Origin of the sequence: Myxococcus eversor (genome assembly GCF_010894455.1) — a bacterium.
In the GTDB taxonomy this organism is placed as follows: Bacteria; Myxococcota; Myxococcia; order Myxococcales; family Myxococcaceae; genus Myxococcus; species Myxococcus eversor.
On sequence record NZ_JAAIXY010000004.1, the window covers coordinates 438,194 to 452,341 of the forward strand.

At 68.5% G+C, this 14,148-nt stretch carries 8 protein-coding genes; 3 read left to right on the forward strand and 5 right to left on the reverse strand.

Annotation, left to right across the window (positions count from 1 at the left end; all coding sequences use genetic code 11):
* Positions 1-17: 17 nt before the first annotated feature.
* Positions 18-2,855 carry a type I polyketide synthase gene (locus G4D83_RS11115; RefSeq protein ID WP_163864662.1) on the forward strand — a complete coding sequence of 946 codons (2,838 nt, stop codon included), beginning with the start codon at positions 18-20 and terminating at the stop codon, positions 2,853-2,855.
* A gap of 16 nt (positions 2,856-2,871) precedes the next feature.
* Here G4D83_RS11115 and G4D83_RS11120 read toward each other — a convergent pair whose 3' ends face one another.
* From G4D83_RS11120 to G4D83_RS11140, 5 genes are all read right to left on the reverse strand, one after another.
* On the reverse strand, positions 2,872-3,135 hold the full coding sequence (locus G4D83_RS11120; protein WP_163864663.1) for an acyl carrier protein: 264 nt from the start codon (positions 3,133-3,135) through the stop codon (positions 2,872-2,874).
* A 93-nt stretch (positions 3,136-3,228) separates the two neighbouring features.
* Entirely contained in the window at positions 3,229-6,696 is a 3,468-nt protein-coding gene (locus G4D83_RS11125) for a methylmalonyl-CoA mutase family protein (RefSeq protein ID WP_163864664.1), read from the reverse strand.
* A 75-nt stretch (positions 6,697-6,771) separates the two neighbouring features.
* Positions 6,772-7,755, reverse strand: a complete 984-nt coding sequence (meaB, locus tag G4D83_RS11130) for a methylmalonyl Co-A mutase-associated GTPase MeaB (RefSeq protein ID WP_163864665.1) — start codon at positions 7,753-7,755, stop codon at positions 6,772-6,774.
* Entirely contained in the window at positions 7,752-9,944 is a 2,193-nt protein-coding gene (gene scpA, locus G4D83_RS11135) for a methylmalonyl-CoA mutase (RefSeq protein WP_163864666.1), read from the reverse strand. Before scpA ends, meaB begins: the two co-directional genes overlap by 4 nt.
* Positions 9,944-11,830, reverse strand: coding sequence for a methylmalonyl-CoA mutase subunit beta (locus G4D83_RS11140; RefSeq protein WP_163864667.1), 1,887 nt, complete (start codon positions 11,828-11,830; stop codon positions 9,944-9,946). The genes scpA and G4D83_RS11140 overlap by 1 nt, the downstream gene beginning before the upstream one ends.
* Before the next feature lie 179 nt (positions 11,831-12,009).
* Here G4D83_RS11140 and G4D83_RS11145 point away from each other — a divergent pair, with 179 nt between their 5' ends.
* Both G4D83_RS11145 and G4D83_RS11150 read left to right on the forward strand, forming a co-directional pair.
* The gene (locus tag G4D83_RS11145; RefSeq protein WP_163864668.1) at positions 12,010-12,882 is read left to right on the forward strand and encodes an AraC family transcriptional regulator; all 873 of its coding nucleotides are present in this window, start codon (positions 12,010-12,012) and stop codon (positions 12,880-12,882) included.
* Positions 12,883-12,957: 75 nt separating this feature from the next.
* On the forward strand, positions 12,958-14,061 hold the full coding sequence (locus tag G4D83_RS11150) for an ankyrin repeat domain-containing protein (RefSeq protein WP_163864669.1): 1,104 nt from the start codon (positions 12,958-12,960) through the stop codon (positions 14,059-14,061).
* Positions 14,062-14,148: the final 87 nt, after the last annotated feature.

Here is a 14,148-nt window from a genome sequence, read left to right on the forward strand (position 1 = left end):
ACCTTCGCGAGGACACCATGACGACGGATTCCACTCCCCGCATCTCCGACCTGCCGCCGCTCAAGCTGGCGCTGCTGGCGCGCAAGCTCGAGTCGAAGCTGGCGCTGGCGCTGAGCGAGCCCATCGCCATCATTGGAATGGGCCTGCGGTTCCCAGGAGGCGCGGACACCCCGGAGGCTTTCTGGGAGTTGTTGCGGGAGGGGAGGGACGCCATCGCTCCCATTCCGTCCTCACGCTGGGATGTCGACGCGTACTACGACCCGACGCCAGGGACGCCGGGGAAGATGTACACGCGGCACGGTGCCTTCGTCCGAGGAGTGGAGGACTTCGACCCCCAGTTTTTCGGCATCTCCCCTCGAGAAGCGGCCCGGATGGATCCACACCAGCGGCTGCTCCTGGAAGTCACCTGGGAGGCGCTGGAGCGCGCGGGCCTCTCGGCGACGGACCTCAAGGGCAGCTCCACGGGGGTCTTCGTCGGGATGATGAACGAGGACTTCTCGCACCTGATGACGGATGCGACGCAGATCGATCTCCACACTGCTTCTGGTTCGGGGTTGAGCGTCGCGGCCGGGAGACTGGCCTACAGCCTGGGGCTGCAGGGTCCGACGATGGCCGTGGACGCGGCCTGCTCGTCGTCACTGGTGACCGTGCACCTGGCCTGTCAGAGCCTGCGGACCCGCGAGTGTGACCTGGCCCTTGCCGGCGGCATCAGCCTCATCCTGTCGCCGCTCACGTCCGTGGTGAACTGCGCGATGCGCATGCTCTCCGTGAAGGGGCGTTGCAGCACGTTCGACGCTTCGGCGGATGGCTTCGTGCGGGGCGAGGGCTGCGGGATGCTCGCGCTCAAGCGGCTGTCGGATGCGGTCGCGGACAGGGACCCGATTCTGGCGTTGTTGCGAGGCTCGGCGACCAATCACAGCGGTCAGTCGAGCGGGCTGACGGTCCCCAACGGCAACGCGCTGGCGAAGGTGATGCGCGCGGCCCTGAAGTCCGGAGGCGTGGAGCCCGAGCAGGTGGGCTACCTGGAGGCGCACGGCACCGGCACGGCCATCGGGGACCCCATCGAGATGGAGGCGCTGGGCCGCGTCTTCGGGCCCGCGCATTCGCGGGAGGACCCGGTGGTCGTCGGCTCCGTGAAGACCAACATCGGTCATACCGAGGGCGCCGCGGGCGTGGCGGGCATCATCAAGGTCGTCCTCGCGCTTCAGCACGAGGAGATCCCCGCGCACTTGAATCTGGAGACGCCCAATCCCAACATCCGCTGGGATGCGCTGCCCGTCGTCGTGCCCAGGGAGCGGAGGCGCTGGGCGCGAGGGTCGAAGCGGCGAATCGCCGGGGTGACTGCGTTCGGCTTCAACGGGACGAACGCGCACGTCCTCATCGAAGAGGCTCCGCTCGTCGAAGCCACACCGGCGGACGTCGCTTCGACACCGCGGCTCCTGCTGCTATCGGCCCGCTCCGCGCCAGCGCTTCATGACCTGGCGAGGCGCTACGTGGAGCACTTCTCGACGGCGGCGGCGCACCGGCCTTCGTTCCCCGACGTCTGCTTCACGGCCAACACGGGCCGGGTCGCATTTCCCCACCGGGTCGCCGTCATGGCGTCGAGCGACGAAGAGGCCCGCCAACGGCTCACGGGCTTCGTGCAAGGGGAGGAGACTCCCGGCGTATGGGCTGGCTCCGGGAGGCAGCGGCCCCGCTTGGCGTTCTTGTTCGGGGGTTGGGAACAGGACTGGCAGGGTTGGGGGCGGAGACTCTTCGAGTCCGAGCCTGTCTTCCGGGAAGCGGTCCTGCGCTGTGAGGTCGCGCTGGGCCGTCCACTCGTCCCAGCGCTCTTCCTCGCGCGAGGCGCGGCTTCACGCGCACCGGCACCGGGCCACTCGCTTCCGGGGATGTACGCGGTGCAGTGTGGCTTGGTGCATCTGTGGCGGGCGTGGGGCGTCGCGCCGTCGGCGGTGGTGGGCGTCGGCGCGGGGGAGTACGCGGCGGCCTGTGCCGCGGGTGTGCTCTCCTGGGAAGAGGGGATGAAGCTCGTGGCGACGCTGGGCGAGCAGCTAGAGCGTGCTGCTCCAGGCTCCGAGCTGACCATCGAGCGGCCAGAGCACCTCTCGGAGTTGCTCCAGCGGTTCCCGGAAGTGTGCCTGCTGGGGCTCGACGGTGAGGGGAACGGAGTCCTCTCTGGAGCGCGTGCCGCCATCGAAGCAGTGCAGGCGGAGCTGCTCCAGCAGGGGAGCCGCGCCAGATTGCGAGACACGCCTCACGCCATCACCACGACGGCCTGGAGCGCGGCACGCGAGGCCGTAGCAGCGGCGGCGCGCTCGAAAGTGCACGAGCGGCCCCGTGTCCCGTGGCTGTCCGTGCTCACGGGAAAGGGAGTGGAGTCCCCGGGAGCGGAGTCCTGGCGAGGGCCCTCGGGAACTCCCGTTCAATGGGTCGCCGCGCTGGACGCGTTGGCCGGGCAGGGTGTGGATGGATATCTGGACGTGGGCCCAGGGGCGGGCTGGACGGCCCTGGGAAAGCGCGTTCGTCCCACGTCCGAGCGGTCCTGGTTCCCCAGCCTGCGCGCCCCGGACGATGACAGGACAGCGCTCCTTGAGAGCCTCGCGGGCCTCGTGGCTTCGGGAGCCGAAGTCGCGTGGTCGGAGTTCTATCGAGACCAACCGCACGACAAGGTGGTGCTCCCGACGAGCTGCTTCCAACGCAGTCGGTACTGGTTTGATAGACCCGCGACGCCTGCGGCGAAGCCCGACGTGCCGGGGGAGGACCTCGAAGCGCTCGCGGGGAAGCTCGACCTGCTCGAGCAGCTCACGGACGAGCAGGTCCGTGCGCTGCTGGAGGGCCAGAAGACAAGAGGCTGACAGCCGCGCGGTGACGCTACGACGGCTGGGTCTGGGCGCAGGCGTAGACCATGTCTGCGATTGCGGACAGCGTCGAGAGGTTCTCGACCCGCATCGCGTCGGCGGGCACGGTGATGCCGTACTGCTTTTCGATGAAGGTCATCATTCGGGCTGTCTCGAGCGAGTTCAGGATGCCCAGCTCGAGCAGCGGGGTGGAGGGCAGGAGGTCCTCCGCGTCACCTTCGAGAATCTCTTCGGCGATGTACCGCGTCAGACTGGCGAGGAGCTGGGGTTGATTCATGGCGTTCGACCCCCCAAGGGAATGGTGGGTCGACGCTAGGGCAAGTGCCATGAACGCACCAGCCCCTCGCTCACGTCCGTGGGCCCGGTGACACTACATGTTCCGCCGGTACTGCCCGCCCACCTCGTACAGTGCGCGGGAGAGCTGGCCAAGGGTGCAGACCTTACAGGCGTCCATCAGCGCGGAGAAGATGTTGCCATTGTCGAGCGCCGCCTGCTTCACGGCCTCCAGCGCCGCCGGAGCCGTGGCCGCGTTGCGCTTCCAGAAGGCGTCCCGCGCGGTGATGGAGTAGTCCTTCTCCTCCTTCGTCGCGCGAATCACTTCAGGCGGCGTCACCGTCGGAGAGCCCTTCGGGTCCAGGAACGTGTTCACCCCGATGATGGGAAGCGTCCCGTCGTGCTTCTGCATCTCGTAGTACAGCGACTCCTCTTGAATCTTGGACCGCTGGTACATGCGCTCCATCGCGCCCAGCACGCCGCCGCGCTCGGAGATGGCGCGGAACTCCGTGAGCACCGCCGCCTCCACCAGGTCCGTCAGCTCATCGATGATGAACGCGCCCTGGTTGGGGTTCTCGTTCTTGGAGAGCCCGAACTCCTTGTTGATGATGAGCTGGATGGCGAGCGCGCGCCGCACGCTCTCCTCCGTGGGCGTGGTGATGGCCTCGTCGTACGCGTTGGTGTGCAACGAGTTGCAGTTGTCGTTGAGCGCCAGCAACGCCTGGAGCGTGGTCCGGATGTCGTTGAAGGCAATCTCCTGCGCGTGCAGGGAACGGCCCGACGTCTGGATGTGGTACTTCAGCTTCTGCGAGCGGTCATTGCCGCCGTACTTGTCGCGGATGGCCTTGGCCCAGATGCGGCGCGCCACGCGGCCCAGCACCGCGTACTCCGGGTCCATTCCGTTCGAGAAGAAGAACGAGAGGTTGGGCGCGAAGTCGTCGATGTGCATCCCGCGCGACAGGTAGTACTCGACGAAGGTGAAGCCGTTGGCCAGCGTGAAGGCGAGCTGGGAGATGGGGTTCGCCCCTGCCTCCGCGATGTGGTAGCCGGAGATGGACACCGAGTAGAAGTTCCTCACCTTCTTGTCGGTGAAGTACTGCTGGATGTCGCCCATCACCCGCAGCGCGAACTCCGTGGAGAAGATGCAGGTGTTCTGCGCCTGGTCCTCCTTCAGGATGTCCGCCTGCACCGTGCCACGCACCTGCTGGAGCGTCGCCGCGCGGATCTTCTCGTAGACGTCACGAGGCAGCACCTCGTCACCCGAGACGCCGAGCAGCAGCAGGCCCAGTCCGTCACTCCCCTGCGGCAGGTCGCCCTGGTACCGGGGCCGGGGCACGCCACGCTCCTGGTAGAGCGCATCGATCTTCTGTTCGACCTCGTCGACCTTGTTGTTGGCGCGAATCCACTTCTCGCACTGCTGGTCCACCGCCGCGTTCAGGAAGAACCCGAGCAGCATCGGCGCGGGGCCGTTGATGGTCATCGACACCGACGTCGCGGGGTCCGCCAGGTCGAAGCCCGAATAGAGCTTCTTCGCGTCGTCCACGTTGGCGATGGACACGCCGGAGTTGCCCACCTTGCCGTAGATGTCCGGCCGGTGGTCCGGGTCCTCACCGTACAGCGTGACGGAGTCGAACGCCGTGGACAGGCGCTTCGCGGGGAGCCCACGAGACACGTAGTGGAATCGCTTGTTGGTGCGCTCCGGGCCACCTTCACCCGCGAACATGCGCGCCGGGTCCTCGCCCTCGCGCTTGAGTGGGAAGACGCCGGAGGTGAACGGGTACGCGCCCGGCGCGTTCTCCCTCAACAGCCAGATGAGGATGTCGCCCCAGTCCTCGTAGCGGGGCAGGGCGATCTTCGGGATGCGCAGGTGCGACAGCGACTCGGTGAACAGGTCCAGCTCGATGACCTTGTCGCGCACCTGGTACTGGTACTTGGACGCCGCGTAGCGCCGCTTCGTCGCGGGCCACTCCGTCAGCAGCCGACGGCAGTCGGGGTCCAGGCGGGACTCCAGGTCCTTGTAGAGCTCCACCAGCTCGCTCAGGTACGCGGGCTCGCCCTCGACGCGCTCGGTGACGTGCACCACGTCGGAGGTGTCCTTGGGCTCGACGATCTCCAGGCGCTTCTTGCCGACGTTCTGCCGCAGCGCCTCGATGGTGCCGTGGAGCTGATACATCCGCCGGGCCACCGCCGCCTGCGAGCGCGCGAACTTGTCGTACGCCTCGCACGTCTCGACAATCTCGGCGAGGTAACGGGTGCGCTCGGGCGGGATGATCCACTTCTTCTCGCTCATGCCCGGCGTCGCCTCCTGGTGCGACTGGAGCGGAGCGCCCGTCTTGCGGACCACCGTGTCGACGATGGCCCGGTAGAGCTGGTTCATCCCCGGGTCATTGAACTGCGAGGCGATGGTGCCGTACACGGGCACCGAGTCATCCGCCGTGGTGAACGCGTTGTGGTTGCGCTTCCACTGCTTGCGCACGTCGCGCAGCGCGTCCAGCGAGCCGCGCTTGTCGAACTTGTTGATGGCGATGACGTCCGCGAAGTCGAGCATGTCGATCTTCTCGAGCTGCGTCGCCGCGCCGTACTCGGCCGTCATCACGTACAGCGACACGTCCGAGTGCTCGATGATCTCCGTGTCGGACTGACCGATGCCGGAGGTCTCCACCACGATGAGGTCGAAGCCCGCGGCCTTGCACACCTCGATGGAGTCACCCACGTGCTTGGACAGCGCGAGGTTGCTCTGCCGCGTCGCCATGGAGCGCATGTACACGCGCGGGTTGTCGATGGCGTTCATCCGGATGCGGTCGCCCAGGAGCGCGCCGCCCGACTTGCGCTTCGACGGGTCCACGGAGAGCACCGCCAGCGTCTTGTCCGGGAAGTCCGTGAGGAAGCGGCGCACCAGCTCGTCCACGAGGCTGGACTTGCCTGCGCCACCGGTGCCGGTGATGCCCAGCACGGGCACGCGCGGCTGCTTCGCGCTCAGCTTTGTCATCGCGTCGCGCAGCGCATCTCCCGCGCTCGCGAAGTTCTCCGCGATGGTGATGAGCGAGGCGATCTTCATCGAGTCGCGCACCGGCATGGCCGCGACGGCGGGCCCGTAGTCCGCGGGGCGCTTCTCGAAGTCACACTCCTGGATGAGGTGGTCGATCATCCCCTGCAGGCCCATGGAGCGGCCGTCGTCCGGGGAGTAGATGCGCGTCACGCCGTAGGCATGCAGTTCATCGATTTCCGTGGGGAGGATGGTGCCGCCACCTCCGCCGAAGACCTTGATGTTCGCCCCGCGCTGCTTCAGCAGGTCGATCATGTACTTGAAGAACTCGACGTGGCCTCCCTGGTAGGAGGTGATGGCGATGCCCTGGACGTCCTCCTGGATGGCGCAGTCGACAATCTCGGAGACCGAGCGGTTGTGTCCCAGGTGGATGATTTCGGCGCCCGAGGACTGCATCAGCCGGCGCATGACATTGATGGCCGCGTCATGCCCGTCGAACAGGGAGGCGGCCGTCACGATTCGCACGTGGAATCGCGGCTTGTAGGGCCCGGGAACCGGGGTCAACTGAACGTTTCGCACGCCGCGTACAGTAGGAGCGCGGTGGATGTCGGGCAAGCGATTGAAGCGGGGCCCGCCGAGGCTCGACGCGGACTGTCAAGCCCTCGATTCTGGCAGGAATGCCCCCAGGACGCGCAGTGCGGCGGACGTCGCCGTGGCGCGGCCCTCGCGCACATCGTTCTCCAACTGGGGCACCAGGGCGGCCACCGTGGGGTTCGCATGCAGGGCCGCCCGCAGGCCGTCCTGCACCATGGACCACATCCAGCCCACCTGCTGCGCGTGCCGACGCTGCTCCATCGCTCCTGAAGCCACACGCTTCGCCAGCTGTGCCTCCAGCGAGGTCCAGAGCGCATCGATGCCCGTGCCCTCCATCGCGCTGCACGTCGTCACCACGGGCTCGTTGCCCGGGCGCATCAGGTGCAGCGCGGCGCGGTACTCGGCGCGGGCGCGCTCGGCCCGGGGCTTGTTGTCCCCGTCCGCCTTGTTGATGGCGAGCATGTCCGCCACTTCGAGGATGCCGCGCTTGATGCCCTGGAGCTCATCGCCCGCGCCCGCGAGCATCAGCACCAGATAGAAGTCCACCATGTCGGCGACCACCGTCTCCGACTGGCCCACGCCGACGGTCTCCACCAGCACCACGTCGAAGCCCGCGGCCTCGCACAGGAGCAGCGTCTCGCGCGTCTTGCGGGCCACTCCGCCCAGGGTTCCGCTGGAGGGACTGGGGCGGATATAGGCGGCGGTCTCGCGCGACAGCCGGGCCATGCGCGTCTTGTCGCCGAGGATGCTGCCACCGGAGATGCTGCTCGACGGGTCGATGGCGAGCACGGCGACGCGGTGCCCCGCGCCCACCAGGTGCATGCCCAGCGCGTCGATGAACGTGCTCTTGCCCACGCCGGGCACGCCACTGATGCCCACGCGTTTGCTGCCCCCCGTGTGAGGAAGCAGGCGCGTGAGCACCTCCTGGGCGAGCGACTGATGGCGCGGGTGACCGCTCTCCACCAGGGTGATGGCGCGAGCCAGCACGGCCCGGTCGCCCGAGCGGACGCCGTCCACATAGGCCTCCGCCGTCAGCAGCTTCACGCCGCCTCCTCCTGCGCCGCCGAGAGCTTCTCCAGCAGCTCCACCGCGGCCTTCGAGATGACGGTGCCAGGGCCGAAGATGGCGGCGGCGCCCGCGGCGCGCAGCTCGTCGTAGTCCTGCGCCGGGATGACGCCACCGACGACGACCATGATGTCCTCGCGGCCCAGGTCGGCCAGGGCGCGCTTGAGCTGCGGCACCAGCGTGAGGTGGCCCGCGGCCAGGGAGCTGGCGCCCACCACATGGACGTCGTTCTCCACGGCCTGGCGCGCGGACTCCTCGGGCGTCTGGAACAGCGGGCCGATGTCCACGTCGAAGCCCAGGTCCGCGAAGGCCGTGGCGATGACCTTCTGTCCCCGGTCATGCCCGTCCTGCCCCATCTTCGCGATGAGGATGCGGGGCCGACGGCCGAACCGCGCGAGGAACGTGTCCGCCGCGGCGCGCGCCTGGATGATGCCCTGGGAGTCCTTGCCTGCCTCGCTCGAATACACGCCGGACACGCTTCGCACCGTGGCCTCGTAGCGCCCGAAGACCTTCTCGAGCGAGTCGCTGATTTCCCCCACCGTGGCCTTCGCCCGAGCCGCGTCGATGGCCAGCGCCAGCAGATTTCCCTCGTTGCGTCGGCCCGCTTCCGTCAGCGCGTCCAGCCGTCGCCGCACCTCCTCCGCGTTGCGCTCCGCGCGCAGCTCCTTGAGCCGGGCGATCTGCGCCTCGCGCACCGCGGAGTTGTCCACCTTGAGGATCTCGATGGTGTCCGGACGCTCGGGCGGGTACTTGTTCACGCCGATGATGGCCTGACGGCCGGAGTCGATGCGCGCCTGCGTGCGGGCCGCCGCCTCCTCGATGCGCAGCTTGGGCAGGCCGGCTTCAATCGCCTTCGTCATGCCACCCAACGCCTCGACCTCCTGGATGTGGCCCCAGGCCTTCTGCGCCAGCTCGTGGGTGAGCCGCTCCACGTAGTAGCTGCCGCCCCACGGGTCGATGACGCGCGTCGTCCCGCTCTCGAGCTGGAGGTAGAGCTGGGTGTTGCGGGCGATGCGCGCGCTGAAGTCGGTGGGCAGCGCGATGGCCTCGTCGAGCGAGTTGGTGTGCAGGCTCTGCGTGTGGCCCTGGGTGGCGGCCATGGCCTCCACGCACGTGCGCACCACGTTGTTGTAGACGTCCTGCGCGGTGAGGCTCCAGCCGGAGGTCTGCGAGTGGGTGCGCAGCGCCAGGCTCTTGTCGCTCTTGGGGTTGAAGCCCTTGATGAGCTTGGCCCAGATCATCCGGGCCGCCCGCATCTTCGCCACCTCCATGAAGAAGTTCATGCCGATGGCCCAGAAGAACGACAGCCGGGGCGCGAAGGCATCCACTCCGAGGCCCGCGGCGAGGCCCGCGCGCACGTACTCGACGCCGTCCGCGAGCGTGTAGCCCAGCTCCAGGTCCTGCGTCGCTCCCGCCTCCTGCATGTGGTAGCCGCTGATGCTGATGCTGTTGAAGCGCGGCATCTGCTCGGCGGTGAAGCGGAAGATGTCGCCGATGATGCGCATCGACGGGCCCGGCGGGTAGATGTACGTGTTGCGGACCATGAACTCCTTGAGGATGTCGTTCTGGATGGTCCCGCTGAGCTGCTCGGGCTTGACGCCCTGTTCCTCGGCCGCCACCACGTAGAGCGCGAGGATGGGCAGCACCGCGCCGTTCATCGTCATCGACACGCTCATCTGGTCGAGCGGGATGCGGTCGAACAGGATGCGCATGTCCTTGATGGAGTCGATGGCCACGCCCGCCATGCCCACGTCGCCCGCGACGCGAGGATGGTCGCTGTCGTAGCCCCGGTGTGTCGCGAGGTCGAACGCGATGGACAGGCCCTTCTGACCGGCCGCGAGGTTGCGTCGGTAGAAGGCGTTGGACGCCTCGGCCGTGGAGAAGCCCGCGTACTGGCGCACCGTCCACGGCTGCTGCACGTACATGGTGGAGTAGGGGCCGCGCACGAAGGGCGGCAGGCCCGGCAGCGAGCCCAGGTGCTCGACGTCCGCCAGGTCCTCGCGCGTGTACACGGGCTTGACGGGGATGCCCTCGGGCGTGTCCCAGCGTTCGGCGTCTCGCCGGCTGGTGGCGGCCTGGCTGCCTTGCTTGTCGAGCGCGGGCGTGGGCGCCTGCGTCTCGGGAGCGTCGAAGTCGATGCCGGAGAAGTTCGGGACGTGGGTGCGCATCAGGCCACTCCGAGCTGCGTCTGCAGCGAGGACAGGAGCGAGAACAGGTCCGCTCCCGCGTAGATGAAGAGGTCCACACCGGCCGCGCGGAACGCGGCCTCGTTGTCACCAGGGCGGCCCGCCACGGCGACCACTCGTGCGCCCCTGGCCTTGAGCTGGCTGGTCAGCGCGGGCACCCACTCCGGATACATCGCGTCCGGTCCGGAGATGACCGCGAGGGCCGCGCCGGACTCGACGAAGGCTGCCACGGCGGCGGCCGGGTCGGCGAAGCCGTGCTTCTCTCGCGACTCGATGCCTCCCGCGGCCAGCGCGTTGACGACCCACATGGACCGCGTCGTGTGCTCCGCCACCGCGCCCAGGCTCGCGAGGAACGCGGCGGGGCGCTGTCCCTTCGCCGCGAGCGTGCGATCACTCGCGTCGCGCAGCAGCTCGAAGGGCTCCGAGATGCGAGAGGGCTTGAGGGCCACGCTCTTGCCCGCCTCCGCGCTCGCCTCGACGCCGGAGGCCTTGCGAGCCTCGCGCTTCACGGGCGTCTCCCCCAGGAAGGGGAACTCACTGACGCCGACGATGGGCTGCTTGCGCGTGCGCACGGCCTTGTCCCGCGCCGCGCGCGTCTCCGTGAGCACGCGGGCGATGTCGCCCTGGACCAGCGCCTTCTCCATGCCGCCCAGTCCCTCGATTCGCTGCAGCTCCGTCCAGGCCGCGCGCGCGATTTCAGTGGTGAGCTGCTCCAGGTAGTAGCTGCCACCCGCCGGGTCCGCGACGCGGTTGAGGCTGGACTCGTCGCGCAGGATGAGCTGCGTGTTGCGCGCCAGCCTGCGCGCGCCCTCATCGGGGGCACCCAGCGGCTCGTCGAAGGGCGACGTGCTGACGCTGTCCGCGCCCGCGACGATGGCGGCGAAGGACTCGGCCGTGCCGCGCAGGATGTTCACCCACGGGTCGCGCTGCGTCTTCGTGGCGCTCGCGGTGCGCGCGTGCAGCCGCATGGCCTGCGCCTCGGGAGATCCGCCTGACGCGGCGACGACCTTGGCCCAGAGCAGCCGCGCGGCGCGCAGCTTCGCAATCTCAGGGAAGAACTGTCCGCCGACCGACAGCGCGAACTGCACCGAGCGCGCCGCGACCTCCGGCGACACGCCCGCGCGCTCCATCCCGCGCAGGTACTCGACGCCCGTGGCGATGGCCCACGCCAGCTCATGCACCGACGTGGCGCCCGCGTCCGAATACGCCCGCGTCGAGACGAGCAGCGCGCGCAGCTCCGGCGCGCGCCCGCTCAGTGAAATGACGAGCGGCGCGGCTTCGGTGAACGTCCCGTCGACGCCACCCGGCAGCGCGCCGGTGCGAGCGAGGATGCCCAGCGGGTCGATGCCCAGCGAGCCGCTCAGCGCCTTGTGTGACACACCGGCCTTCGTGGCGACGCCCAGCAGCAGGGACGCCATGGAGACGGGCGCCGACTCGGACTCCAGGTGCACGGGAGTGCGGGCCAGGAGCACGGAGGACAAGAGCCGCTCCATCGTGGCCTCGTCCTTCACCGGGATGCCGCGAGCGGGGCCCAGGCACAGCCAGACGGCCAGCGTGCCGCGCTCCAGGTCGTTGCGGATGGCCTCGGCGGCGACGGCGAGGTCGGGCTCGGCGTACTCCTGGCACACCAGCCATCCACCCTCGGTATGGCCCAGGGCGTGAGTGCCTCGCACGTACGGCGCGACGCCCGGGGGCGGCGGCGCGGCGTCCTGGGAAGCGTAGAGGGGCTGGAGCGTCAGCCCGCCATCCAGCGGCGACTGAAGCGACGTGAAGGGCTTTCCCTTCAAGTCCTTGTCCACGAGTCGGCGCCACTCTTCGAGCGAGCGAGCCGGAAACTCCGTGGCGATGTGAAGAGGCACTTGCGACATGCTGTGTCCTCGCAGGGGAGTGGCACCGTGGGACGGGCCGTTCCCGTCCCATAGGCGCAAAAACGGGCCGCGGCAATGGCGAGGTGAGCCCGGTCCTTGTTGGCGGGCGCCTGAAGTCCCTTATTGGCGCCGGTGGCCATGCTAAGGCGTCAACAAGGCGTGTCTTCGGAGGGTGCCGCATGACCACGCAAAGCCCTCATGCTCGAGTGGTCCGGCAGGCCTCCGAGCAGGGCGGTTGGGAGCTGGTGGACGGCCCGCCCGACGCCCGACTGCGCGAGTACGTCCACAACTACTGCGGCTATCACGAGTCCACTCCTGGCCCGGTGCGTCGTCGCGAGCTCCCCGCACCACAAGTCGTGCTCATCATCGACTTCGGTCCGCCGCTGCGCATCGTCGACCCGCGAACGGGGCGCCCCCTCGGACGACATCCGGTTGGCTTCGTCGCGGGGCTGGATGACGGGTACTCCATCACCGAGACGTCCGGGGCGATGAACGGCATGCAGGTGAACTTCACGCCCGTGGGGGCGCGGCTGTTCTTCGGCATGCCCTTGCATCACCTCGCGCGGCAGGTCGTCGGACTGGAGTCGGTGCTCGGCGCGGAGGGGCCGCTGTTGACGGAGCGGCTCGTGGAGGCGCCGTCCTGGGAGGCCCGCTTCGCGCTGGTGGATCAGCTCCTCCTCTCCCGCATCCTCGCGGCTCGCGAGGTATCGCCCGTCATCACCTGGACGTGGCAGCGGCTGCGCGCCAGCGGTGGTCAGGTGGAGATTGGCGAGCTGGCCCGGGAGCTGGGCTTCAGCCAGAAGCACGTCATCGCGCGCTGTGGTCAGGAGCTGGGCCTGACGCCCAAGCTGCTCGCGCGACTCATCCGCTTCGACCGCGTCATCCAGGTGTTGAAGTCCGGCGTGGCGGCGAACTGGGCCCGTCTCGCGTTGGAGCAGGGCTATTTCGACCAGGCCCACCTCATCCGCGACTTCCGGCAATTCACCGGAGGCCCTCCAGGAGAGTTCCTCCGACGGCAACTGCCCTCGCTGGGTGGAACGCGCGCGGACTGAGGCGCGAGCCGTGTCAGGGGTTGCATTCGCGCTCGGGTCACGCGATGGATTCGCGAAGCTCCGAGGCCTCGCACCATGACGGAACAGCAGTACGAACTGACCAGGCTCATCCGACAAGTCCAGAGCCATAGACACCTCGAGGACCATGTCCAGATCTACGAAGCGGACAGCTTCGATGAGCGCCTGGCCAAGGAGCGCGGGGAGAACGAGGTGACGCTTGGCAAGCTCCGTCAGCTCCTCGCTGGGGGCGTGAGCCTGGACTTCGTCGACCAGAACCACCACACGCCGGTGCTGCTCGCCGTCACCCAGAACAACGTGGAGCTCCTCCTGCTCTTGAAGGAGTACGGCGCCGACCTCCTCGCGCCATACCACTACGACACGCCGCTGCACCGCGCGGCGGAGTTTGGCGCGGACCGCGTGGTTCGCTTCCTCATCGAGCAGGGCGCGGACCCTCGCGGCCTGACGCCAGGAGGTCAGAGCGTGCTGGGCGCGGCCCGGACCTCGCGACACAGCCGAAAGGTTCCGGCCCTGCTGGTGGAGCTGCTGCTGCCGACGAAGTCCCAGCGCCCACCTCCGCCCAAGAAGCCCAAGGGCCTGTCGGAAGAGAAGGTCCTCCGGTATCTCGAAGGCGCCGCGCCGCCGGGGGTAACGCCTGCTTCGTGGCGGAAGCTCCGCCTCATCATGGACGCGGTGTTCGTGGAGGCGCACTGCGTCTCCCTCGACGCGTTCTTCGAGGGCATCGAGGAGCAGGCCGCGATGAACCCGGACCTCGTCTTCGCGGGCATCGGGCTCATCCAGGCGGCCGTCGCGGAAGCGCCCAAGGACAAGAAGGTGAAGAAGGTCTCCAAGTCGAGCTACCTCCACCACGGCAACCTGGAGGTCGACGGCAAGCTGCCGGTGAACTCGCTGATGGTGACAGGCCACCTGACGGTGAGAGGCCCCGTCGACAACCTCCAGGGCCGCTCGCTCTTCGTCGGTGGAGACTTCACCTGCGAGACGCTCAAGTCCCAGGGCCCGGTCATCATCGGAGGCAACCTGGAGGCCACGCACGTCCAGGCTCAGTACAACGACTACGCACTGGAGGTCCGAGGGACGCTGCGCGCCGCGAAGCTCGTGGTGGAGGACAAGCACGTCGTCACGGCGGGGCGCTTCGAGGTCCAGGAGCGGGTGGACGCGTAGTCCCGCCCGCGGGCGCCGAGGGTGCGGGGCCTTGCTGCTATCAGACGAGGGTGGGGCGTCCGGCGTCCCGTCTTGGTTCACCGCGTC